The sequence below is a fragment of the Longibaculum muris genome (assembly GCF_004343035.1).
Classification (GTDB): domain Bacteria; phylum Bacillota_I; class Bacilli_A; order Erysipelotrichales; family Coprobacillaceae; genus Longibaculum; species Longibaculum muris.
Genome location: NZ_SMCQ01000001.1, coordinates 208,454 through 234,924, shown reverse-complemented (window position 1 = coordinate 234,924; position 26,471 = coordinate 208,454). Strand labels below are relative to the sequence as shown.

General features: G+C 26.9%; 24 protein-coding genes and 1 pseudogene. 1 reads left to right on the top strand and 24 read right to left on the bottom strand.

Going from position 1 to position 26,471, the window contains the following annotated elements:
* Positions 1–22: 22 nt before the first annotated feature.
* The 18 genes from EDD60_RS01095 to EDD60_RS01010 form a co-directional block, all read right to left on the bottom strand.
* Positions 23–1,027: a glycosyltransferase family 2 protein gene (locus EDD60_RS01095; protein WP_066450873.1), complete on the bottom strand. Its 1,005-nt coding sequence runs from the start codon at positions 1,025–1,027 to the stop codon at positions 23–25.
* A complete protein-coding gene (locus EDD60_RS16535) occupies positions 1,027–1,689 on the bottom strand; it encodes a CatB-related O-acetyltransferase (RefSeq protein ID WP_066450878.1) in 663 nt (220 codons plus the stop codon). Before EDD60_RS16535 ends, EDD60_RS01095 begins: the two co-directional genes overlap by 1 nt.
* A 56-nt stretch (positions 1,690–1,745) precedes the next feature.
* Positions 1,746–2,714, bottom strand: coding sequence for a glycosyltransferase family 2 protein (locus tag EDD60_RS01085; protein ID WP_066450880.1), 969 nt, complete (start codon positions 2,712–2,714; stop codon positions 1,746–1,748).
* A complete protein-coding gene (locus tag EDD60_RS01080) occupies positions 2,707–3,969 on the bottom strand; it encodes an O-antigen ligase family protein (RefSeq protein WP_066450882.1) in 1,263 nt (420 codons plus the stop codon). The genes EDD60_RS01085 and EDD60_RS01080 overlap by 8 nt, the downstream gene beginning before the upstream one ends.
* Complete coding sequence (locus tag EDD60_RS01075) at positions 3,966–5,060, bottom strand: glycosyltransferase family 4 protein (RefSeq protein ID WP_132226119.1); 1,095 nt, start codon at positions 5,058–5,060, stop codon at positions 3,966–3,968. Before EDD60_RS01075 ends, EDD60_RS01080 begins: the two co-directional genes overlap by 4 nt.
* Positions 5,061–5,077: 17 nt before the next feature.
* Positions 5,078–5,551, bottom strand: coding sequence for a PssE/Cps14G family polysaccharide biosynthesis glycosyltransferase (gene pssE / locus EDD60_RS01070; RefSeq protein WP_066450886.1), 474 nt, complete (start codon positions 5,549–5,551; stop codon positions 5,078–5,080).
* 14 nt (positions 5,552–5,565) lie between these two features.
* Positions 5,566–6,024 carry a PssD/Cps14F family polysaccharide biosynthesis glycosyltransferase gene (gene pssD, locus EDD60_RS01065; protein WP_066450888.1) on the bottom strand — a complete coding sequence of 153 codons (459 nt, stop codon included), beginning with the start codon at positions 6,022–6,024 and terminating at the stop codon, positions 5,566–5,568.
* Positions 6,025–6,027: 3 nt separating this feature from the next.
* Positions 6,028–7,194: a nucleotide sugar dehydrogenase gene (locus EDD60_RS01060; RefSeq protein WP_066450890.1), complete on the bottom strand. Its 1,167-nt coding sequence runs from the start codon at positions 7,192–7,194 to the stop codon at positions 6,028–6,030.
* Between the two features lie 43 nt (positions 7,195–7,237).
* A complete protein-coding gene (locus EDD60_RS01055) occupies positions 7,238–8,587 on the bottom strand; it encodes an exopolysaccharide biosynthesis polyprenyl glycosylphosphotransferase (RefSeq protein WP_066450893.1) in 1,350 nt (449 codons plus the stop codon).
* A gap of 714 nt (positions 8,588–9,301) precedes the next feature.
* Entirely contained in the window at positions 9,302–11,179 is a 1,878-nt protein-coding gene (locus EDD60_RS01050; RefSeq protein WP_132226118.1) for a GH25 family lysozyme, read from the bottom strand.
* Positions 11,180–11,226: 47 nt separating this feature from the next.
* Complete coding sequence (gene rfbD / locus EDD60_RS01045; RefSeq protein WP_066450897.1) at positions 11,227–12,072, bottom strand: dTDP-4-dehydrorhamnose reductase; 846 nt, start codon at positions 12,070–12,072, stop codon at positions 11,227–11,229.
* Between the two features lie 46 nt (positions 12,073–12,118).
* Positions 12,119–13,153, bottom strand: coding sequence for a dTDP-glucose 4,6-dehydratase (rfbB, locus tag EDD60_RS01040; protein WP_066450900.1), 1,035 nt, complete (start codon positions 13,151–13,153; stop codon positions 12,119–12,121).
* A 1-nt stretch (position 13,154) separates the two neighbouring features.
* Positions 13,155–13,730, bottom strand: coding sequence for a dTDP-4-dehydrorhamnose 3,5-epimerase (rfbC, locus tag EDD60_RS01035; RefSeq protein ID WP_132226117.1), 576 nt, complete (start codon positions 13,728–13,730; stop codon positions 13,155–13,157).
* Entirely contained in the window at positions 13,730–14,608 is an 879-nt protein-coding gene (gene rfbA, locus EDD60_RS01030) for a glucose-1-phosphate thymidylyltransferase RfbA (protein ID WP_066450905.1), read from the bottom strand. The genes rfbC and rfbA overlap by 1 nt, the downstream gene beginning before the upstream one ends.
* Positions 14,609–14,671: 63 nt before the next feature.
* Complete coding sequence (locus tag EDD60_RS01025; protein WP_207905268.1) at positions 14,672–15,838, bottom strand: MerR family transcriptional regulator; 1,167 nt, start codon at positions 15,836–15,838, stop codon at positions 14,672–14,674.
* Positions 15,839–16,203: 365 nt separating this feature from the next.
* A complete protein-coding gene (locus EDD60_RS01020) occupies positions 16,204–16,734 on the bottom strand; it encodes a VanZ family protein (RefSeq protein ID WP_066450919.1) in 531 nt (176 codons plus the stop codon).
* A 107-nt stretch (positions 16,735–16,841) separates the two neighbouring features.
* A complete protein-coding gene (locus EDD60_RS01015; protein ID WP_066450922.1) occupies positions 16,842–18,266 on the bottom strand; it encodes an LCP family protein in 1,425 nt (474 codons plus the stop codon).
* Between the two features lie 88 nt (positions 18,267–18,354).
* Positions 18,355–18,954 carry a tyrosine-type recombinase/integrase gene (locus EDD60_RS01010; protein ID WP_165973109.1) on the bottom strand — a complete coding sequence of 200 codons (600 nt, stop codon included), beginning with the start codon at positions 18,952–18,954 and terminating at the stop codon, positions 18,355–18,357.
* A 344-nt stretch (positions 18,955–19,298) separates the two neighbouring features.
* Between EDD60_RS01010 and EDD60_RS01005 the strand changes: the two genes are divergently transcribed.
* Positions 19,299–20,633, top strand: coding sequence for an ISL3 family transposase (locus EDD60_RS01005; protein WP_132226115.1), 1,335 nt, complete (start codon positions 19,299–19,301; stop codon positions 20,631–20,633).
* A gap of 136 nt (positions 20,634–20,769) precedes the next feature.
* On the opposite strand, the pseudogene EDD60_RS01000 reads toward EDD60_RS01005, so the two are convergent.
* From EDD60_RS01000 to EDD60_RS00975, 6 genes and pseudogenes are all read right to left on the bottom strand, one after another.
* Positions 20,770–20,931 (bottom strand): annotated as a pseudogene (locus tag EDD60_RS01000) (UDP-glucose 6-dehydrogenase); the annotation flags it as partial.
* Between the two features lie 215 nt (positions 20,932–21,146).
* Positions 21,147–21,620 carry a hypothetical protein gene (locus EDD60_RS00995; RefSeq protein ID WP_066445618.1) on the bottom strand — a complete coding sequence of 158 codons (474 nt, stop codon included), beginning with the start codon at positions 21,618–21,620 and terminating at the stop codon, positions 21,147–21,149.
* A 131-nt stretch (positions 21,621–21,751) separates the two neighbouring features.
* Entirely contained in the window at positions 21,752–22,843 is a 1,092-nt protein-coding gene (locus tag EDD60_RS00990) for a radical SAM protein (protein ID WP_066445616.1), read from the bottom strand.
* Between the two features lie 15 nt (positions 22,844–22,858).
* On the bottom strand, positions 22,859–24,388 hold the full coding sequence (locus EDD60_RS00985; protein WP_066445613.1) for an MATE family efflux transporter: 1,530 nt from the start codon (positions 24,386–24,388) through the stop codon (positions 22,859–22,861).
* Complete coding sequence (locus tag EDD60_RS00980; RefSeq protein WP_066445610.1) at positions 24,375–25,442, bottom strand: polysaccharide pyruvyl transferase family protein; 1,068 nt, start codon at positions 25,440–25,442, stop codon at positions 24,375–24,377. Before EDD60_RS00980 ends, EDD60_RS00985 begins: the two co-directional genes overlap by 14 nt.
* A gap of 39 nt (positions 25,443–25,481) precedes the next feature.
* A complete protein-coding gene (locus EDD60_RS00975) occupies positions 25,482–26,414 on the bottom strand; it encodes a glycosyltransferase family 2 protein (protein ID WP_066445608.1) in 933 nt (310 codons plus the stop codon).
* Between the last annotated feature and the right edge of the window lie 57 nt (positions 26,415–26,471).

The following is a 26,471-nucleotide window of genomic DNA, read 5'->3' as shown; positions in this document are numbered from 1 at the left end:
TCGTTAAATAAAACTGCAATAATTATTTACAGTCCTTATTTAATATAAAATATTTTTTTCGACAATTAATAATATGAATTAATAAAATGGGTCTATAATATTTTAAAGACAATCTTATATTTTCTTTAAATAAAGCATTTCTTGCATACCTGTACGTACTATCCTTTTTTACCTTAAATATATATAATATTCCTTTAATAAAATTATAATCTTTTGATAAATAAAATTTTTTTATTGAAGAGTAATCCATATTTAAAAAAATTGGAAATATATTTCTTATTACTTTAGAATCTTTTTCATTAGATAAAAACTGTAAAATCTTTTTGAAATATAATGAATTAATTTTTAATTCATTGTTGTTAAATTTTGAAACAAGTGATGTTCCTTCTATTTGTTGAACATAGTAATAACCACAATTTTTAATTCCAGAAATAGTTGAACATACATCTAAATAATCTAACACAAAAATTCCGTCTTCTCTTATTGAAATATCTTTTCTAAAACGTATTTTTTTATCTTGCAATAATGTTCGCTTATATAATTTATTTATAGGTCCAAAAAGAATCCTTTTTGTTATACTATCTAAGTAATACTTATCTAAATAATTTTCTTTTGAAATCATTTCAAATTGTATTCCTGAAATCTGTTCTTTTAATCCATCATTTAATATATATGTAAAGCCACCAACAATCAAATCAGGATTATCCTTGGCACCTTTAACAAATTCGTTAATATAATTATGCTCAATAAAATCATCACTATCAATAAACATTATATAGTCACCTGTTGCTTCATTTATTCCTACATTTCTCGTATCACTAACACCTGTATTTTCTTTATTAATATACACAATGTTAGTTGTATTTTCCATTATCAAATTAATAACAGCATCAGTATTGTCAGTTGATCCATCATTAATTAAAATAATTTCAATATTTTGATATGTTTGATTTAATATACTCTCTACACATTTTTTTATATATTTTTCGCAATTATAACACGGAATAATTATAGTGATTTTCAACATTACTCTTCTCCCTCAATCTTGCTAATTATTTCATCAATATTTTCTTCATTAACTTGCATATTCAAATAATCCATTTTATCTATTATTTGAGTAAAGGAAAGAGTTGATAAATCTAACTTACTTATCTTTGCTTGGATTGTGTTATTAAATCTATATTTAATAACCTTTGCAGGAACACCTCCAACAATTGCAAATGGAGGAACATCTTTTGTAACAACAGATTTTGCTCCTATTATACTTCCTCTTCCCACAGTAACACCAGACATAATAACAGCACCATACCCAATCCATACATCATCTTCTACAATAATAGGACCTCTTACTATAGATTCATTCTTATTATGTCCATATTTATTTTGAAACGGATAGGTAGAGAGTGTGTGATAGTTATGTTCTCCACCTAATATAAAAATTGTTTCTGGTGCAATTGAACAATAGTTTCCAATAATAAGCATTTCATTCTCATTTCCAAAATGTTTAACATTTAATTTTCCATACGTACCATTTCCTACTTTGACTTTGTTTAAATCAAATGCATTCATAGCAATTGTGAAATTATGTTTATTACGCTTTCTCCATTTAATTTTAAAAATTCTATATTTTAAATATAATAAAATATCAGATTTATTGATGATTTTATGAATAGTTCCTTTAGATATCATAATTACAATTCCTTTCTACACTACATCATATAAGTTTTAAACAGTATAATTATAAGCTATTTAATCTTATTTTCAAATACATCTTCGTTATCACAAAAAATTGTTTTGGCGGTATTTTTCCACTTTATTTTCCCGTTTGATATCTTTAAATCATTTTTGAATATGGCTGCAATAGAAAAAATTAAATATTTTAATAATGATACAAACAAATATAAATACTTATATATATAATAGTATATATAATTATGATATTTTTTTACAAAATTTAAATTTGATCGAGTAACATAAGTTACTTTTTTACTGTTTATAACTTTACTCTCACTAAAACCACCAATATGAATTAATTCACTAGATCCTAAATAAAATGTTTTCTGGTTTAATTTTTTTAAAAAAATCATACAAAATTCTGTATCTTCCCCATACATAAATATATCTGATGGATATCCTTGAATTTTATTTACATCTTCATATCTACAAAAATGAGCTGCTCCATAAGTCCAATCAACATATCTATTTTGTTTGTTTTTATATTGAGCTTGAGCAAATTTCATTTTTATTTTACTTGGTACAAGATGATATATTTGTAAATCATCAAAAATAAGTTTACTGATTGATGGAAAATTTCCAGTACTGACTTGATATTTTTTATCTCTATAAACTAAACATGGACTCACAATACCTACATAACTTTTATTTTGTAAAATATTAATCATAGGTGAAACAATATCTTCAATAAAAATCACATCAGGATTAACATAAAATATATAATCACCTTTGGCATATTTTAAAGCAATATTGTTTGCCTTACTAAAACCATAATTAGTAGAACTTTCAATTAATTCTACATTTTCACTAAAGTTTTCTTTAATTATCTTACATGTATTATCTGAAGAATTATTATCAACAACAATAATTTGATTATCATATTTATTTTCAAATTTAAGCAATGAATTTAAGCATTCTTCTATAATTTCTTGATTATTCCAGGTAACAACTAAGTATGAAATCTTAATTCTATTATCCATTTTTATTTTCCTCCTTAAAATGTTCATTACTTAACAAAAAAGCACAATATAGACATGCATAAATACCAGAAGTACTCATAAATAAAATATGTCCAGCAACAAAAGAGAAACACAATAATAAAATAAAACCTATGATTAAAGAAAAAGACTTATCTTTAACAAACATATATGTACTTTTCTTAAATATCCATTGAATAAACCAAATAAGTATTAATACTCCAATTAATCCAATATAAAAGAAAATATCAAAAAAATCCATTTCTACTAAGAAATTAGAAATAAATCCATTCCCAATTAGAATATTTAAAATATAATATGGACTATTTATTAGCTGTTTGGTTGCATCATTTACATAATAAATACGCCCACTTGTAATAGTTGCTAAAATACTACCATTATAGTTTGTAATTAAACTAGTTTGACGAGAAAGAAACCCAAAAATAGGTTTTGATAAAAAATAAAAACAAATAACTAAAATAAAAAGCATAGTTAAACTTATTAAAAATTTTCTTTTAAAATCGATGTTTTTAAATTTATAAATTATATCTAAAATATATTTTTTCTTTGTAAAAATAAAATTTATACATAATACAATTATTGCTATAAAAGCTACTAACATACTCGTCTTAGAACTCATAATAATAATACAAAATAGTATTCCTATAAATTTTAAAAAGGAAATTATAGAGTAATCATTACATAATTTATATAAAGAATAAAACAGCAATATAATCAATATTGCACTTAATTCATTTTGAGAAAAATAAAATCCTTTATATCCAATATTACCAGAATAAATAGTATTTCCTAATCCAAAAATATAAGGAATAAAAATACAAATTATTATAAAGATAACATTATTACTAAAAATACGATCTAATAATTCTCTATTTATAATTTGATTTTTTAAACAACTATATAATATATACATAAATATAATATTAAAAATTAATTTAAATGGATAGCTATAACTTATCAAATGACTTTGTAATAAAAAAAGATTTATTAATATTGATAAAAAAATATATATAATAAAAAATAAAACATATTTACTTCCTGAAATTATTTTTAAAATGTCTCCTTTTTTAGCTAAAAGAAATATTAAATAAACAATTAAAAGCATCTTATATAATGAACCAATAGAAAACATATCATTTTTTATAAATATTCCATTTAATGAATCAATAAATGGAAGGATAGAAAACAAAATAAGAATAATTTGTTTAAATTTATCTTTTTCTTTCATATAAATCATTTATAAAAAATCTCCTTTAAATATTTATTTAAATTGTCTGGATAATATTCAGTACTTTTTGAAAGGGCATTATCTGCTATATATTTTTTTTCATATATATTAAGATTGATAATATGCTCAATATTTTTAGTTAAACTGTTTATATCATTTTTTTTGTAAATAAATCCGTCATATTTATCAGTTATATATTTCGATGGTGCAGCCATTCCATTAACTAGAACAATTGCTCCAGAAGACATTGCCTCTAATGGTATTAACCCCAAACTTTCACCTTCACGTTTAGATGGAAAAATTAAACATTCTATAATATTATATATTTTATTTAAGTTCTCTTGGGATAATAATGGTAAAAAAACAATTTTGTCATATATTTCTAGTTTTTTTGTTAAATCAATAAGTTTTTGATATTCATTTCCTGAACCAGCGATAAGACCCATAATATTATTATTATTTTCTAATATCTTTTTCAATGCATAACAATATATATCCCATCCTTTATCTTTAGTAATTCTCCCAACATATGCAACATATTTTTTGTTTACAGATAAATGGAATTCATCAAAAATTTCATTATATAAATTATCATCAATCTTATAAAAAATGTTAGGATTCACACCACCCGATGAATAAATGTAAATAATATTTTGATCAAGATTGTATTTTGAAACAACATAATCTTTGAAATATAAAGAAGGTACAATAATTTTATTACTAATTTTTAAAATTTTTTTTGTAAACATATGAAATAGCTGATGCTTTTTGTTTTCTGGCACCACATCACTACCATGAACATTAGTATAAATCACCAAATTACGTTTGAAAATATGAGCAACAATGACAGGTATACTACTTATCGATGCATAATGAATATATATCACATCATATTTTTGAAATAAAATTTTAAATATTGTACCTAAAATGAATTTCATATAATTATAAACTTTTTCTAGTTTTAAATCTTTTTTTTTCATAATTGATAATTCAAAATCAACATTAATTGAAGGAAGTTGATCACAGAAATTTTTAACAAAAGTCCCATAAAAAGGATGACTCTTATCAGGATACATGTTTGAAACAACTAATATTTTCATAATATTCTATTAACCTCCTACAATAATTCTTTCTCCAAATCTTCTAAGAATTTTAAATTGTTTGATTTAAATTCACAAAAATTCTTTTTTTTAATAGCAATTAATGCCTCTTCTAATTTTTTTATATCAGTAATACCATAAATATAATTTTGAGAAGTAAAAACTTCTAAAATTTGTAATTGGTGATCATCAACATGTTCATTATATTTACATAGTCTGGGTATTGCAATTACTTTTTTATGAGATTTTAAAGCAGTGATAATTGCTCCTGTCCCTGCATGTGTAATAACTAAAGAAGATTGATTCATTATTTGATTAAACTCATTTTGATTTAAAAAATTTTTATATTCATATAATTTAGGAGAATAAGTACTAGCTCCTATTTGAGCAAATACTTTTTCTTGAATAACATTTTTCTCTATCAAATAATCAATTTCTTTTAAAATCCTATTAAATTGAAATTTCTGTGAACCTAATGTAACAAAAATCATAATAACCTCCTAATTTAATATATATATCCAATAAATCTTGCTTTTGGATATATATCTATCATTGACTCCCATTGGACATAAAAAACATCAGCAAATTTATATAATAGTTTACCACTTAAAGTAGGAGAATTAACTTTTGCGAAAGATTCTATATATATCAATTTTTTTCTATTTATTTTTGCAATTAAACAAATAGGTATCATAGATAATACACCTGTACATATGACAATATCAGGTTTTTCTTTATAATAAATATAAATAGATTTCAATAAATTAATCAATAAATTTATAATTAACATCAATTCATTTCTATTTGTTTGTCTCAGGTAATATGTCTTTATATTTTTGGTATTAACATCATACTTTGCTTTTTCAGTGATAATAAAAGAATTGTTTTTTTTCATTAAAGGATATAACATCATCAATTGTTCGAAATGACCACCAGAAGAAGCAGCAAAACAAATTTTTTTCATATATTAATCCTTCCTGTATAAATCTCTACTATATACTTTATCAATAACATCATTTAATTCATCATCCATTCTATTAACAACTATTACATCGCTCATTTCTTTAAATTTTTCGAAATCATTCACTATTTTATATTTAAAGAATGTTTCTTTTTTTAAAGTAGGTTCATAAATAATTATGTCTATTCCTTCCGCTCTAATATTTTTCATAACATCTTGGATAGCACTAGCTCTAAAATTATCTGATCCCATTTTCATAGTTAATCTATATATCCCAACAACACTAGGTTTTTTTTCAATAATCATATCAGAAATATGTTTTTTTCTAGTTTCATTACTTGATACAATTGCACTTATCAAATTTTCAGGTACATCTTTATAATTAGCTTTTAGTTGTTTAGTATCTTTAGGTAAACAATATCCACCATATCCAAATGATGGATTATTATAATGATTTCCTATTCTCGGATCTAAACCAATACCTTCAATAATTTGTTTAGTATTTAAATTCTTAATTTCACAATATGTATCCAATTCATTGAAATATGCAACTCTTAAAGCAAGATACGTATTAGCGAATAGTTTAATTGCTTCTGCTTCTGTAGAATTAGTAAGTAATATTGGTATTTCTTGTTTGAAAGCTGCATCTTTTAATAAATTTGCAAATACTCTTGCTCTATTACTTTGCTCTCCAACTACAATTCTTGAAGGATAAAGATTATCATACAAAGCTTTTCCTTCTCTTAAAAATTCAGGAGAAAATATGATACGATTGGTATTAAATTTTTTATTCACTAATTGAGTATATCCTACAGGAATAGTAGATTTAATAACTATTGTTGCATCATTATTATATTTAATAGCTTCTTTAATGACACTTTCAACAGCACTTGTATCAAATTGATTTGTAGTATCATCATAATTTGTTGGTGCTGCTACAACTATATAATCAGCGTTTGTATACGCAATCTCACTATCTAAAGTTGCTAATAAATTTAATTCTTTATCTTTTAAAAATTCCTCAATTTCTTTATCTTTAATTGGTGAAATATGATTGTTAATCATATCAACTTTTTCTTTAATAATATCTATAGCAATAACTTCATTATTTTGTGCTAATAATGTTGCTATACTTAATCCAACATATCCTGTTCCTGCTACTGTAATTTTCATATAAATATCCTTTCCTCAATGAATATATTTTGCTAAAGACATGCTATAAAGCACCTTTACCATAAAATACACTTTTAACTGTTTTATAAATAATAATCAAATCTAATCCTAAAGACCAATTGCGATAATAATAATCATCTAATTTACACCTATCTTCAAACCCTACATCACTACGCCCATTTGCTTGCCACATTCCTGTAATACCAGGTTTACATTCTATAACTGAATCATAATAAATATCCATGTCTTCCTTTTCTCTAGGTAAATATGGTCTCGGTCCAACCAAACTCATATCACCCTTTAATACATTCCAAAACTGTGGGAACTCATCTAGAGATGTTTTTCTTAAAAAATTTCCTACTTCAGTTATCCGTGGATCATTCACAATCTTTTTATTTTTTAAATATTCCTCTCTTATCGCTGGATCATTTTCCATTAATTCCTCTAAAACCACCTCCGCATTAGGGACCATTGATCTATATTTATATATGTATATTGGCTTTCCATGTAATCCAATTCTTTCTTGTTTAAAAAATATTGGATCAGTATCACCGTTTTTTTTATTTTTATGCGATACATATAATGTTAATGGTATTAATAATAAACATCCTGCAAGTCCAGCACAAATATCTACTAAACGCTTTATAATATTTTCTACAAAACCAAGTTTTCCTCGTGATGTGGATATTAATAGCTCACCATCAAAATCATTGATTTTTGAGTTAAAAGTCATTGTAAAATTCAACTCAGGCAATACTTTAATAATCTGTACTTTCCCAAATAATTTTTTAGATACAGTATCAATTTGTTCACGTGTTGCCTGTGGTATTGCAATAATAACTTGATCAATTTTTTCTTCTTTTAAAATACTATCTAAACTTTCAAAATTATAAACTCTAAATTTTTCATGATTTATTAATTCCAGAGCCTGTATCTCATTCTTAACTTTGATAAAACCAACAACTTCTGTTAAAGCAAATCTATTGTTATGTGAAATACTAGCAACTCTATATGCATCATTACCAGTCCCAATAATAAGTGTTCTTCTTGCAAGATATTGTCTCAAAACTATTCTTAACATTCTATTCAAAATAATAGAAATAACAAGCATTATAAAGCCTAATAACACTATCCTAAAATAGAATGATATTTTAGAATAATCAATAACAAGTATTAACAAACAAAATGCTAAAAATGATTTTGTATCATCTCGAATTTCATCCCAAACTAAAGTTGATTCAATCTTATAATGTTTAAAAATAAAAATAAGCCCAAACCAAAGGATTCCAATTTTCAAAACTAATTGATTAGAAATATCTAATATTGTACATGAAATATAGAAAATAATTAATTCCATAACAAATAATAATACAGCATAGATATTTTCCCTCATAATACTTGCTCCCTTCACATTCCCAACATTTATAACACATATTAAAATATTCGTCAATCATTGTCATGTTTTTTAATATTATAACATTTTACGTGATAAAAACAACATGAAACATATATAGCTTCATCAGCCATGTTATAATTATGTGGTATCCGTTTTTAAAAGTAAACTTAAAAAAACTTGATAAAAAACAGTCAAAATAGTAGAATATCTATATAAACCATATAAATATTCTATGTTCGTAAAAGTTTACAATAATGTACTAAGTTAGAATCTTTCAAATACATTAAAATTACTGTTTTATAGTATTTATTTTATAAAACATTTGTTATCTAATACTCTTCAAATAAACATATTATAATATTTTTTCTAGAATACAACTAATCAAATATTTAAAAAAACAGTTACTATATTAGATAAAAGTTAGTTATTTCAAAATTTTATTCATCAACTTTTAAAATATAGTCCTTTGGATATTTATTTTAACTCTAATCATTTCCCACAAAGTAATATTTATTAAAATAACGATTGAATATAATAATCTATTTTATCTTGCTATGCATTATTTATTATAAAAATTAAATTATTTTAGAATCTTGATCCAATATAATAAATAAAAAAAGACAGCACAATTTCTCATACTGTCATCATCTTAAGTAAATAATCCTAATTTTAGTAGACATCCTATTTTCATAAAATTATAAAATTACTTTTTTATTTCTTATAAAACGTATTGGAAACACTACCTGGAGCTTCTGCATTTTTGGGTAGAATTTTTATTTCTATTGCCTCTCCTCTTAATATAAGCCCTGTAGACCCACACATTGCATTATTTTTCGCCCAACCAGTCCATCCTTTTGATTGAATATGCATCCTATAATATATGTCATAGTAGTTTGCTACTTCTCCTGTCAATTCTACTTTTACAGCTTCAAGTTGTAAAGCCTTTCCATAGGTTCCACTAATGCAATTATTTTTTACATAATCCAGCCAACCCCTATCTTGAATATGTGATGAATAAGAAATATTCCCATTATACCCACTTTGAGATATCAATTTTGAAATATCAATTCTTACATTTTCAATACGTAATGCTTTACCAGTAGTACCACTGATCACCCCATCACTAACATAATATGAATCACCAATATCTTGAATATGTGTTCTATAACTTACAAGCGGTTGTTTATAATATACTGAATTTGATATGTTTCCTGATATTGGTAATCCCTTACCTACAAGCATGACTTGTATGGCTTCTGCTCTATAACATTCCCCAATAGTTCCGGCTATACTACCATTTTTAGTCCATCCTAACCATCCATATTTTTGGCTGTGAACTCTATAATATACATCATAATCTTTACTTATATCTCCGGTTAATTTTATTTTAATTGCTTCTATCCTTTTATTTTTCCCGGTTGTTCCACTTAATTGACCATTTTTTACCCATGGTTGCCAACCAATATCTTGTACATGTGCACTGTACTCAATATTTCCTGATAATCCTGAGTTTAATATAATTTTTATTCCTTCTAATTGTAAAGATTGCCCAGTTGTGCCCGCAGTAATTCCATCATTTACACTTGATATCCATCCTCTATTTTGCAAATGTGCTTGGTATGTTACTAAAGGATTAGGATTTATTGCAAATGCGCTAATGTCAACTCTTGTTTTGATTCCTGGAATACTGCCACTAGATGTATATTGCCATCCAATACTATTTGTTTGATTGTAAGAATTGGTATATCCCAATGTATCTGTATAAGCAGCAATCCAATCAACATGCTTCAAAATACTAGGGCTCTTAAGTTGTTTTTGTAAATAGGCTCTATAACTATATACTTTAGTCGAATATCCTTTATTCTTCATTTGTGTCATAAATGAACTAATTATTTGTTCGTAAGTTGAAACTGACGAAGGAGACTTAACTGTTTTTCCATCAGATTTATATTCCCAACTTTCAATATCATAATAAATTGGGTATGTATTTTTTACATTATATTTTTTTATTAATGACGCAAAGAAATCTGCTTCTTTCTTTGCATCATTAGCATTTTGCGCATAACTGAATAAATAAACACCATATGGTATACCTAAACGATTTAATTCTTTTATATTTCTTGCAGCTTGCTCATCATATTGATTAGAATACCATCCATATCCTAAACGAACAATTGCTCCATCAACTTGATTTGATGATTTCACAGCATTCCAATCAATTACTCCTTGATGCTTTGAAACATCAATAACTTTTTTAGATGTACCTAATCCAAATTGCTTACCATTTGCATCATAAAAATATCTTTTTGAAGAACTACCTTTCCAATAAGGACCAGCTGATTTTGTTTTAGGAAAGTTATTTGTTGATTTTAGCCATTGTTGGTATTTTAACTCTTCTGCTTCTTGCATCCCTCTATTTGCTGATTCTTGAACAATCCGTTCATCAACATTTTCATTTTTTCTGTCCTCATATACTGTTGAAATTTCATTGTTTTTCTTTTTGTCTTGTGCGTAAACGTTTGTTCCTCCATAAGATAACAAACAACTGGTTATACTCAATGATAATATCCATTTTAAAATTATTTTCATATTTTCCCCATCCCTAATAAAATTATTATACTTAATCTGTATAAATATCACAAACTATTTATCTCTTTTAAATATCTTTCCAATGCGTCTTGCCATGTAGGCAATCTCTTAAATCCATGTTTATCTAATTCATCTTTACTCATTCGACTGTTAGATGGTCTTTTAGCTTTTGCAGGAAAAGCATTTGAATCTACTGGAGTTACCTTTACATTCATATGTGCTTGTTTAAAAATTTCACATGCAAAATCATACCAAGAACAATATCCTTCATTAGATGCATGATATGTTCCATACTCTTGAGTTTGAATCATATCAACACATAATTTTGCTAAATCATACGTATATGTAGGAGAGCCAATTTGATCATTTACCACTGAAACCTCTCCTCTTTCTTTACCTAGACGTAGCATTGTTTTAATAAAGTTATTTCCATTTAATCCAAATACCCATGAAATACGAATTATAAAGTGTTTTTTTAACTTTTCAACAATTAATTCACCTTCATACTTTGTTTGTCCATAAACATTCAATGGCTCTCTAAAATCATATTCTTTCCATGGCATTTCTCCTTGACCATTAAAAACATAATCAGTAGAAAAATACATTAATGGTAAATCTAATGCTTCACATACGCGTGCAATATTTTCAGTTCCATCTCTATTTACCCTTCGACACATATCAACTTCATCTTCTGCTTTATCTACTGCTGTCCAAGCAGCGCAATGTATAACAGCATCTACTTTAGCTTGCGTAATGACATCACAAACTTGTGTAGCATTAGTAATATCCATTTCCTCAATATCTACACCAATGGCTTCAATATTTCTTTTTTGACACTCATTAACAATATCATAACCTAATTGACCTTTTACACCTGTAACTAATATTTTCATATGCTTTCCTTTCTAAGAAACCCCATCATAGATGGGGTTTTACTTTTTATTCTTCAACTCTACCTTTTTCAACATACATTTTTTGGAAATAGTTTTGATATTCTCCAGAAAGAATATTTTGCCACCATTCTTTGTTATCGAGATACCACTTAATTGTTTGTTGGATTCCAGTATCAAAATTATATTTTGGTTTCCATCCAAGTTCAGTTTCCAATTTATGCGGATCAATAGCGTATCTTCTATCATGACCCTTACGATCTTCAACAAACTTAATTAATGATTCAGGTTTGTCTAAAGCTTTTAAGATTGTTTTTACAACTTCTAAGTTTGTTCGTTCATTATGTCCACCAACATTATAAACTTCACCAACTTTACCATTTCTAACAATCAAATCAATAGCTACACAATGATCATAAACATGTAACCAATCTCTCACGTTTTCCCCAGTACCATAAACTGGTAATGACTCATCAGCCAATGCTCTTGAAATCATTAATGGAATTAATTTTTCTGGGAAATGATATGGTCCATAGTTATTTGAACATCTAGAGATTGTAACTGGCAATCCATATGTTCTATAATAAGCCAACACAAATAAATCCGCTGATGCTTTTGATGAACTATATGGACTAGATGTATGTAATGGTGTTGTTTCTGTAAAGAATAAGTCTGGTCTATCTAATGGTAAATCACCATAAACTTCATCAGTAGATACTTGATGATATCTTTGAATTCCATATTTATTACATGCATCCAATAAAGTTGTTGTTCCCATAACATTTGTTCTTACAAAACTTTCAGGATCTTCAATACTTCTATCCACATGAGATTCAGCAGCAAAGTTCACAACAACATCAAATTTTTCTTTTTCAAACAAATCAAAGATAAACTTTCTATCAGCAATATCACCTTTGACAAATTTATAATTTGGTTTTCCTTCGACAGGTTTACATGTTTCCAAATTTCCTGCATAAGTCAATAAATCTAAATTTACAATCATATCTTCTGGATATTTATTAACCATATAATGAACAAAATTTCCACCAATAAATCCTGCTCCACCTGTAACTAAAATTTTCATATTATTTATCTCCTTCATATACAAATTGATTATTTGATTCCTCTAAAGTTGGTCCTGTCATATCTTTTTCACTTAAAACAGGTTCAATACCATTTAATAATCCACCCCAATCAACATTAGCTGTTGGATCATCATAACGCATCCCACCTTCAGATTCTTTGTTATAAACATTATCTACTTTATATCTAAACTCTACATCATCAGTTAATGTTAAAAATCCGTGAGCAAAGCCTTGAGGAATAAAGAATTGACGATGATTTTCTGCACTTAATTCAACAGATACCCATTCTCCATATGTTGGGCTTCCTTTTCTAATATCCACAGCAACATCAATAACTTTTCCTTTTGTACATGAGACTAACTTTGATTGTGCATAAGGAGGATTTTGCCAATGTAATCCTCTTAATGTTCCTTTTTGTGCACTAAAAGACATATTATCTTGAACAAAATCAACAGTAATTCCTAATTTCTCATATTTAGGTTTAGAATATGTTTCGGTAAAATAACCACGATGATCACCAAAAACATCTGTTTCAATAATCAATACTCCTGGAATTTTTGTTTGAATAACTTTCATTAATCTATATACTTCCCTTCTAAAACATCTTTTAAATATTTACCATATTGGTTTTTCTTATATAATTCACAAGCTTTTTCTAAATCTTCTTTAGAAATCCAATGATTATCATAAGCGATTTCTTCTAAACATGCAATCTTTCTATTAGAATGCGTTTCAACTGTTTTTACAAAGTTTGTTGCATCTACTAATGACTCATGTGTACCAGTATCTAACCAAGTAAATCCTTGTCCTAATAAAGTCACTTCCAAATCACCTTTTTCTAAATAGATTCTATTTAAATCAGTGATTTCCAATTCACCTCTAGCACTAGGTTGAATACTCTTTGCATACTCAACAACCTTTTCATCATAGAAGTATAACCCTGTAACTGCATAATTTGATTTTGGATGTTCTGGTTTTTCTTCAATTGAAATAGCCTTACCATCTTTATCAAATTCAACAACCCCAAATCTTTCAGGATCATCAACATAATATCCAAAAACAGTTGCTCCTGTTTTCTTATTCGCTGCATCACGTAAACGTTTTGTTAAACCATGACCATGGAAGATATTATCTCCTAAAATCATTGCACAACTATCCCCATTAATAAATTCTTCACCTAAAATAAAAGCTTGTGCTAAGCCATCAGGAGATGGTTGAACTTTATATTGTAAATGAATTCCAAATTGCTTTCCATCACCTAACAATTCTTGAAATCTAGGTGTATCATCTGGGGTTGAGATAATTAAAATATCTTTGATGCCCGCATTCATCAAAATACTTAATGGATAGTAGATCATCGGTTTATCATAAATTGGTAACAATTGTTTACTTGTTACTTGAGTCAAAGGATATAAACGTGTCCCACTTCCGCCTGCCAATATAATTCCCTTCATAGTAAAACCTCCATTTTGATTATAACTAAAATATAAACCATGACGTAACGTCATGGTCAACACTTATTTTCGACAAATAAAAATTCCTGCAGCTTTTGTGATTTTAATTTCATTTTTTACTTTCTTTTCCATATATCTTTTAAAAGATTCATAATCTTTTAAAATAAATTCGCTCTGGTTCCCATGACAAGATAAAATATAATTAATAATATCATTAACATCATTGACTAATAAATAATCATCATGAATCAAAGTCTCTATTTTTTTAAAATATGGTTCTAAAATTATTTTTCCATTTTCTAACCCAAATACATCATACAATTTAATATTAGATAAAGTAATTTTAGGATTAAACTCTTTAATCAAATCAGTAATTTCTTTCATATGTTTTTTCCCATACGTACTACAATAAAAAATACCATCATTTTTTAAAACTCGATTAATTTCTTTTAAAACTTGTTCAATATCTTGTACATAAAATAAAACATGATTTGCAATAACAATATCAAATGTTTGATTGTCATAAGGTATTTGATGACAATCAAAACATTGATAATCTATATCTTTTATATCTTTTAAACGATTTTTTGCATCATCTAACATACCTTGGGATATATCAGTTAAAGTTAATTGGATATTTGGAATATTTTTTTGATTTCGTTGCCAAAGTTCTCCATTCCCACAACCTATTTCCAAAACTTTCATTCCATTATCTAAGTGATATTGTGAAAACATCCATTCAAACCAATGAATTGGATTTATTGAATATTTTTCATGTAATTTAATACGAATATTAATGTTTGTTGAGTTCTTATATTGTTCTAATAAATCCTGTTCCATAGTATTAAAATTGATATTATCTAATATTGCTTTCCAATCAATATTTTGACTTTGCGTTATAAATTGTTCTGTTTTTTCTAATGATAATTTAATATTTTGTAATTGTTCAATTTTTTGATCAATCATTTTCTTTTGTAAGGATAAAGATTGTTGTAAAGATAAATAACTATCATTTACAGTCATAGAAAAGATATCATCTAAAGAAAAACCTAAATATTTTAAAGATAATATTTTCTGTAATTTCATAAAATCTCTATCACTATACATACGATAACCATTATCGGCAATCTTAGATGGCTTTAATAGTCCTATTTTATCATAGTATCGAATTGTTCTTATAGAAAGATTTGCCATTTTTGCAAATTCACCTGTTTTATAATATTTATCCATATTCATCACATCCTAAAAAAAATTAAACCATTCCTATTAGGAATGGTCAAGTTTTTTTGTAATTCAACATTTTTATTCTTCATTTCTTTTAAAGAGATTATATAATGGATATTCAATTTTGATATAAGATTGTTTCTTTATCTCACATTTAATTCATTAAATAAACATTATCTTTGTGAGAGAAGAAATAATAAAGCACTCTCATGTTTAAAGTCTTATTTCATAATGATACGCCTTTCTTTGACTACTCTTAGTTTCACCATAAAACATTCACAAAGTTCTTAATTCATTGACGTTCTTTTTCTGATAAATACCCTTATAAAACAAAAGGATGAAATAAATGTCATTTACCACATCTTCAAAGCTTAATCATAGGCTCCTTTAATAAGCCCTTTTCTTTTTTGATATTTTGTCATCAATGTATATAAAATACAATATAAAATAAGTGCTGCTATAATACCTAATAAAGCGCCTGAAGTATCAATGAGACAATCAGTAAAACTTGCTCCTCTACCATCAACAAACATTTGATGAAATTCATCACTCAAGGCATATAAAAAGCAGAATAATGCTGAAATAAACATTTTTAATGACATTTTTATATTGAAAGTAAATAAAACAATCATGACATTAATACTCAAAACAAAATAAATACTCATATGCGCTAATTTTCTAAAAAACAACTCAATAAGTGCATAGTGTTCAGGCGTAATAGATATTGTTAAATCTTTACCTGTGAAAGAATAGACTGCTTTATTAAATATTCGAACACACAAATCACTTAATTCATGTGAAGACGTTCCGGTATCCATTGAAAATCTAAAAATAACTATCATCCATATCAATGTTGTTAATATAGCTAATATTCTTAATCTTACTTTTACTTTAGGATTCATTTTAATCACCTTCCTATTTGTCTAGCATTATAAACTTATTTTCATTTGATATCAAGATAATAAATCTTAATAATTTCTTAAGAAAAAAGGAATGACTTATTCATTCCTTACTGACCATTTAAAACACTATCAATTCTTTCTTTTACAGCTTTTAATTCTCCCTTATTTGGATAGAAATAATATAAATAGTTTGAATTGACTTCATCATGATGCCATTTATATTCACCTTCAATAGAATGATTTTCCATTGTTTGAAGTTTAGGTAATAGTTCAACCACTAATTGATATGCCTTTACAAAATCTTCTTTAGGAAGGTTTGTTGTAAAATTATTTTCTAATGAATCAATGACACTCATTGCATGATTATAAGTTGGTTCTTGTGCAAACTTCGTAAAAATACCTTTGATTAATTCCATTTGTTGATATCCACGTGATCTTTCATTTAATGGAAGCATCTTTCTTGCTCGAGCAAACATTAAAGCCTTAGGACCATCAACTTCATTATAACCTTTTACAAAGTTATACCCACCTGCACTATATGTATAATGACTGTATACTTTAACACCACCTAATGCATCTACTAAATCAGTTAAGCCATCAAAATTAATCTTAGCATAATAATTAATTTCAACATCTAAAGCTTTTTCAATACTTGCAATGGAAGATTGAATACCTCCCCACCATCCACTATAAGATAATTTACTGCTTGCATCTTTACAAGGAATATAAACAAATAAATCTCTTGGAATAACTTGCATATTTACCTTTTTAGTATTGGGATTCACAGTTAATAAAATATTGACATCGCCTCTACCTACGGAATTAATATTATCACCTGAAGATAAATCAGCCCCCTGGAAATAAATTGTAAATGGTTCTTTAGAAATATTGACACTCTTGGCCTTGGCACTTTCTAAAGCATAATCTTTAGATAAAATAACTTTGATTTGATCAGGATAATTTTCTTCAACTGATGATAAATCACTCTTACTTAAATTCGTTAAAACCAATAAATCAACTTTATGATTTTTTAAATCCTTATATGCTAATTCCATATTCTTATATGGTTTTTCTTTTTTTACTTTTTTCTTATTGTCTTTTAAGATTTCTGAAGAACGTGTATAGGCATTATTATCTTCTTGTAGATAAGCCATTGTCAATTTATTAAATGATTGATCTTTTGTAATTTTAGAATCTTTCAAGGCTACAATCTGTACTGTTTCAACTTCTTTTGTTTCGGTTACTTTTTCAGTAAATGTATTGACTTTATTTGTTGCAAAAACACCAGCTATCAAACAGCCGCATACAAGCACCTCTACAACAACACTCACTTTAGGTACTTTATAATGAGTAAGCCATAATAATGCAAGTATAACTATAAAAACCACAACTCCCATAACAAAGATTTGGGTTGGTAAATAGATATATATTTGTGTCATACAATAGATACCCAATAAAGTAACTATGACTAACAAAGCTAATGTTATCTTTGCTAGAAGTGATGTTTTTATATATTCAAGATATTTATTCATAACTCATATCCCCTTTCTAAACATACATACTTTACCATAAATAGACAAAAGTTACAAATACCAATAATATTATCAACACAAATAATATCTATTTTATTAAATTTCGTGGATTTTTATTGATCATAATATCTTTTTGTTTGTTCATAGAAACATGAGTGTAAATACTCGTTGTAGTTATAGAACTATGCCCTAATATTTTTTGAATATAAGCTATATCAACATCTTGTTCTAACAACATAGTCGCAAATGTATGCCTAAACATATGTGGTGTCACGTGAAAATCACCAGTATATTTATTAATAATATTTCTCACAGATTGATCTGTTATTTGTGAATAATTATTATTTATAAAAAAACAGTGGCAATTCTTTATTGATTTATGAAACTCTTGATAATACTCTTCAAATATTTTTAAAACATCTGCTCCTAAATAAATCATTCGTTCTTTAGAATTTTTTCCGTATATAATCATATACTTATCTTTTAAACGAATATCTTCATCCATTAATAAACATAATTCAGAGACTCTTATACCTGTTGATATTAACAATTCAATAATTGCTCTATCTCTTTTTATGAATTTATAATCATTTTTTCTTAAATTTCCAAATATTACAGATAATTGTTCTTGAGTAATAATTCTTGGTAATTTTTTTTCTAACTGTATTTTATATCTTATTTTATTCATTGGATTATACTCTATCTCTTCATCAAAAACTAACTGTTCAAAAAAAACATGCATACTTGCAAGTTTTCTTTGAACTGTTTTTGGTTTATAATTTTTATTTAAATATCTTATATATTCGTTTATCAAGTACTTATCTATTTTCTGATCATCAAAAAAAGTATTTAGTTGTTTTAAATCAATAGAAATTTAATTTAGTGTGGGGTCAATCCCTTGGTCTACAATTCCGAGGGGTCTCCCTTTTTTTTATCTCTAAATTTTAAAGGGGTATCCTTTATATAAAAAAATCCTTTCATGATATGATGTTTTTGCAGAAACAACCATATATGAAAGGAGAGTTTTAACTCATGAATTATGATACTATAAATTTGCTGGGTTTACAACCTGATGATATTCAAGATTTAAACATTGTAAGAACTGATAATAATGTTTTTATTAATGTCACTTTAACCAAAAAAATTAAGCCTTGTCCCTGCTGTGGCAGTTTAAATGCAAATATCAAGGATTACAAGATTAAAAAAATCACTCATTCTATTTTCAACACAAATAACACCTATATCAACTACAGATGCAGAAGATTTATATGCAATGATTGTCATAAGTCTTTTCTTGAAGACAATCCTTTTATTGCTGCTAGACAAAGAATTTCCAACGCTACAATTATACAGGTTCTCAAGGACTGTAAGAGATTGAATTATACTTTTACTTCCATTGGTGAAAAGAATCATATCTCTACTTCTTCTGTTGTCAATATTTTTGGCCAATATGTCACTATGTATCCTGGTTCTCTTCCTAGAGTCCTTTCAATTGATGAATTTTATCTGGGCAAAACCTGGGATAATAAATTTGCTTGTATCTTCATTGACTGGGAAACAAGTCAAATCATCGACATATTTCCAAGCAGAAAGAAATTCAAGCTCTATTCTTATATGCAGTACATCAATAGAAGTGAATTCAGTAATGTCAAATATGTAAGCATTGATATGAACCCAACTTATAGAGATTTTGCTTACCATCATTTTAAGAATTGTCTTGTTATGGTCGATTCATTTCATGTCGTGAAAAATATTAATGATGCGTTAAGGAATGTACGAATTCATGTTATGTATAAACAAGATAAGGACAGTGTCAATTATTATTTACTGAAACATTGGAATCATCTTCTTATGAAACGAAAAGGAGGCATTGAAGATAATATTCCTCAGTACAATAAGAAAATTGGCTATGCCATAAACAAGCCCCAAATACTTGAATTGATGCTCAGGATTGATCCATTATTAAAAAATGCATACGAATGGAAAGAAGACTATCTTGACTTCAATGAAGACTATACATATAAAAATGCAGCTAAAAGATATGATGAATTATATAATGAATTAGTTAAATTGAATATGAATGAGTTTAAGGATGTTGTTGGATTTTTAAAAAACTGGAGAACTGAGATTTTGAATTCTTTCATTCCTGTCGGCCAGAGAAGAATATCAAATGGTCCAATAGAATCAATTAATGGAAGAATAAAAGTTCTTTTGAAAACATCATTAAAATATAAGAACTTTGAAAGATTAAGAAGCCGTATAATGTACTGCATAAATAAAGATTCCTTACCTCTATTGACAAATAAAAAGAAGACAAATAGAGAGCCTGGAAAAGAAAGAGGAAATTATAAGAAAAATAAAAAATAATCATTAGAAATGGCTGTTTCTGTAGAATAAAAGTATCATTCTTAACCCCATGGTTTTGAATGATACTTTCTTCACTTTAAACACGTGTGGGGTCAATAAAACCCCACATTCTTTTAGAGTCTCTTTTTTAGAAACCCAAAAAGTCTTCAATTTCATTATCCTGAATTGGAGACTTTCTGTTGTTGATCATATTCACTTTTTCTTCAATAATATCCACTGCCATCACTGTGTGATGCTGTGCTAACAATGTAGCGATGCTTAATCCTACATATCCTGTTCCTGCGACTGCTATTTTCATACAATTCTCCATTCATACTATCTTTTTAAATAAATTTATTTAATAATGTATTACTTAATTTCATTTATTTTATCACTGCAAAAATATTATTGATTCTTAAAAAATATTTCTTGCAATTAATTTCTGTTTACTATGTCACATTGTTATTAATTGTTATACTCATAAAATTTCTAAACAATCTCTTTATTATTTAAAATATTATATATTTATTACAATCAGAATTTAATTTTAAATTTTGGATGTATAAAAAATAATGAGTATATAAATGCAATTGCTGAAATAGTATTGGAAAGTTGAAATCTAACAACACTAAATGCAATAAAATAATAAATTAAAGTTAATACAATAAAATTTTCAACGCAAGGAGTATCAACAAATCTCTTATATAAAATATATGCTACTGACCCAAATAAAAAAGATAGAATAATTACTCCAAAAATGCCAAAATCAATATAAAAATTAGAAATATACGTTGTAAATCCATTATAGGTTCTTGTAGGTGTAATAAAAACAGTATATTCAAATAATTGTATTATTTTTGCAGAACTTTCAAACAATCTTATTGTTAAATCAAATCCAAAAACTGAAATTATATTAATAAAAAATCTGAATATGCCATTATATGACAAAAAACCTAAAGTATAACTTTGATCAAAATAAAATGAACTATTAATAACTTTATCTAACATCGGTATACATCCACATTTAGATGGTTTCCAAAATCGTGATAACTTATATAATAAGATATAGTGAATAGATAATAGTCTTTTTGAGAGTGAAGACACTTTTGAAATCACATGTTCGAAATTATGTATAAAATCTATCTATTTGTTGTAGTAAACGTTTGCTTCATTTTGTTAATTACGCGTTTAGAAAATGATTTTGCATATTCTAGCGATTTATTAACCATCGATAATTCATCGTTATTTTCTTCTAATTTTCCATTGAAAAAATCTTTTAATTCCGGTTGAAGCCAGTTCGTTCCATCATCTCTTTGTCTATCACGTATATCACCATATCTCACAGATGTATTTCCAGGAATTAGTCCTAATGTCATTAAAGCATGACCATTATAACAATGAGCAACACCACATTTACCGATAGGGCTTTCTGGAAATGGTTTATCCGGGTTTGCAAAAACATCGCCTAACGTCAAACCACAATAACATGGTGTAGCAATCCCTGTCGTCAAATCGACATATGCTGACCATTTTCCAGCATAACAATATTTATTTTGATATTTTCCAAAAATAGTTTTTTTGAATCTCCAAAATTCTGAGTCAAATTGTTCCCAAGTTTGATTGTACTCTTCTTGTGACAAATTAGTTAAATATTCTATTTTATTTGTAGTATCATTTCTTGCTATTGAAAGGTGCGGTAAAGCACCGAAATATTTCAAAGAAAACTCTTTCACCTCTTCGATATAAGGAATTAAATCATCACTAGGAGTTATCTCAATATTTACTGAAGCACCAGCTTTCCATGCATTTTGAACATTCTTAGCATATATTTCAAGCAAATTTCTTTTCTTTAACTCCAAATAATGAAAAGATGCTTTAAATTCAATATGCTTTAATAATTCCTTTGGCCAATTTAGTATTTTATCGATAACAGGAGTAACTGTCATATTGGTAACAATTTCGATATAGTGTCCCTCTTTCGCTAATAGTCTTATATATTCGTCAATATTTTTAGTAAGCAATGTTTCACCATCTGCGCAAAAATTAATGTATGCTAATCCACCAATCCGCTGCTTTGAACAAGCTTTTGCAACATCCTCAGGGCTATATTTAAATTTTGGTTGAACTCCTTGATAATGCTCATCTCTTTGAGCTAAATAACAATATTCGCATCTAAAATTACATATGGACATAGGGATTCTAAAAAGCAATACTTTCTTAATTTTTTCCATAAAAATCTTCCTTTCTTATTTACGCACAATTTTATTTAAAATTTTTGTACGTTCTTCTTTATTTAAAATAATCAAAATTTCAATAATAAATGTAATTATACAGGTAACTACAACCATAATAATTAAGCCAATCCATCCCTGGTAATTAAGTAATAACTTAATTGAATATCCGATTCCAGCATTAATGCCACAGCACACTATAGAGAACATTACATCAACATAAAACGTATTCCATTTAAGCTTGAGTAATTTTGCAGCATAAGGTGCCGTAAACAACATATTCCGAATTATTGATATCACTGAACTTACTCCTGCTATTGCATAAGCACCAAGAGATGTTGTGTTTAGCAATACCCATACTAATCCCAAATTAATAAAACCTGAAAGTAAAAATGTTAAAGAGTTGAGTTTCAGCTTATTTGTAGTCGTAAAAACATTATATAATATTTGTGGACCTGTCCACGGTATAAATTGTAGACATGCTAAAAATGATAAAAAAGCTAGTGTTGTAGAATCCATTGTAGGCATCCACAACTGATAAAATTGAGTTGAAAAAACACAAAAAGTAATTATAGGTATAGATAAAATAACGCTTGATACTTTCATGCCGCTTCTAAGTTGACTAAGTATTTCGTTGTCATCTCCCTTTGCCCAATTTTCGGTTAATGACGGAGCAAAACTCGAATTTAACACAGATGCCAATTGTATAATTGCGTTTGGAATCGTTTTTGAAACAGCCAAAATCCCCATCGATATCGGATTAATATATAAATTTGATAACAATAAATCTAATCCTGTCATTAACATATTGCCACATTGATTAACAGTATTCCAAATTCCAGATTTGAACAGTTCTTTAATAGTGCTAAATTTGAAATACTTAAGTTCACACTTCAAAAATGGCATATACCTTTTTTGACATAACATATAAATTGGTATAATTATTAATGATAACATACATGCAACCATTGATACATAATACATTTGTATTGGTAGTGAAGAAAACACTAATAATAGCAACGCTGCATTTGCTATATTTCTAATTAGATTTATTATATTTTGCATATAAACTTTATTCATTACATAGAAAGATATGCTATAAACAGAACTGATTAGACTAAAAATATAATTAAAAAACACGCATGCAAATAACATTTGTACATCGTGAAAATCACTATCACCTATCACAATAAAAGAATCAAGTTTAAACACGATATAAAGCGAAATAGGTATAAGTATTATCGATATCAATACATTGCATACAACAGTAGCTGTAAAATATCTTTTTACTTTTTCATTATTTCCTTTATGAAAATTCACAGAAATAAACCTAGACGCCATAGAATTAAAAGCCAAAGAAATAAGAGTTGCATAACTAACAATATTATTTGCCAACTGTGTAAATCCATTGGCTGCCTCTCCTATATTTTCAACAATAAATGGTGATAAGAAAAAACTAACCATTAATTGAATTATCATTGTTGCAATGCCTGTTATTATATTTATTGTATTAATTAATTTAGTTTGATCATTACAACGCTGCACGCTTCACTTCCTCCATTATTAATTTGTAATAAGAAATCAGTTTATCAGATGTATAATAGAAATTTTTTCCATTAAATTTCTTAATTATATTTAATCCTTTCTCAACATCACTTTCATTTTCGCAAAATATTATATATGGCAAATCTTGTATCCACTCATACCCCTGTTTTACTTTATGACTTTTATTATCAACTGCGATACACGGGGTTCCAGTAATTGCAGAAAACAGCATACCATGAAGTCTGTCGGTAATAACTAATTCTGCCGAACTAAATTCAGTAAGTTTTGACATAACTAGTTCTTCTCTATTATATCGATTAATTTCACCCGAAAACATAGTTGAGCTATTAGATATCTTTTTATTTACAAATTCATTCTCTATACATTCATAAATATTTATATCATTAATACGCTCTAAATCATCTCTTAAACAAACCAAAATTCCATCTCTATTTAGTGTGTTACCAGAATAGTTGTTATATAACACTATATCAGGAACATAAAACGATTTAACCATCGACATTTTTGTGCTAATCAACTTATATGTATTAGTATCTCTGCAAAAAATAGTAAGATTATCGTGTGAATTATAAACGTTAATAGATTCACTCAATTCTCTATTACCTTCTTCTGAGTTGTCAAAATATGCCGTTTGCGGAAATATGATGATAGGATTATTTGAATATGTTTTGACAATTTCCCTCATTTTATATTCTTCATTTATCCATAAAGTTCCCATATTACCACCACCGTCAATAATTATAACGTCGTTAGGTTTTACGAACATTTTTATTATTTTTTTAAAAGTGGCATACTGTTTGCTACTCACCTCAACTATACATTCACCAAACCCATTGTCACTAACTAATTTAATTTGTGATAAAACTATTGCGTAATCTCCTAAATTTCCATAAATAGGTGTAGCAATGAAAATTATAGCATTCTTATTTTTTTTGTGAAGACGATGAATAGATTGTAAAACATTTTTTATCTCTATTAACACTTTAATCTTTCGATTAAGTAATGATATTACTCTTCTATAAAATGTAAACATATATAATCAAAATCCTTTCTACTAGACAAATAATAAATTTTAATTCCAAAACATATATCTAAACTTGCTAGGTACACGATAGACTAATTCAAATCTTATTTTATGTTTAAATTTCATATAATTGCTTTTAATATACTTTCTTTCAAAAGCTCTCATATATTTTTTTGTGTTTTTTTCATCAATTAAATAACAATTACATAAGTAACCCATGAGTATATATGCAGCATTTTTTGCTAATTCTAATTCTCCCCAAGATATTAAACATTCGATTCTATAATTTAGCGCCCAAATAGTATCCCCATTAAGTTTTTTTTCTGATTTGGTAATGCTATTAGGGTTTTGATAATATTTGTAACATGGTTTGTTACCTATAACCGTTCTATTAGCATTGTAGTAAAATTTAAAAGTTGTAGCCTCATCTTCATGGGTGTACCCAACCGGAAATGGATAACTCTTAATAATACTAGATTTATACAATTTCCAGCAAGCAGTTACCAATATATCATAATATTGAGAAAATAATCCTTCACATGTTTCAATTGGTGATAGAACGATAGACTTTTCCTGATACTTAATTGTATCAACCGGCAAATCGTCCGAAAACCTCAAATAATTACAGCAAGATATATCTGCTCCGTTTTTTTCACATAAATTTAACAAATATGAAATATAGTCTTCTGAAACCAAATCATCTGAATCAATAAATGTTATATAATCTCCTTTTGATATTTGCACACCGGCATTTCTCGCATCTGACAAACCTCCATTTTTTTTATGAACAACTATTATTCTTTCATCTAGTTCTCTAAATCTGTCACAAATTATAGGTGAATTATCAGGTGATCCATCATCAATCAATATTATTTCAATATTGTTGTATGTTTGACTTCTTACACTTTGTATACAGCGTTCTAAATATTTTTCGACATTATATACTGGAATAATTATAGAAACTAGTGGTGTCTTATTCATCAACTTAACCTCCTCTTATAATTAGTTTTTTAGGCGCTCGCAAAACGCCATCCCCCT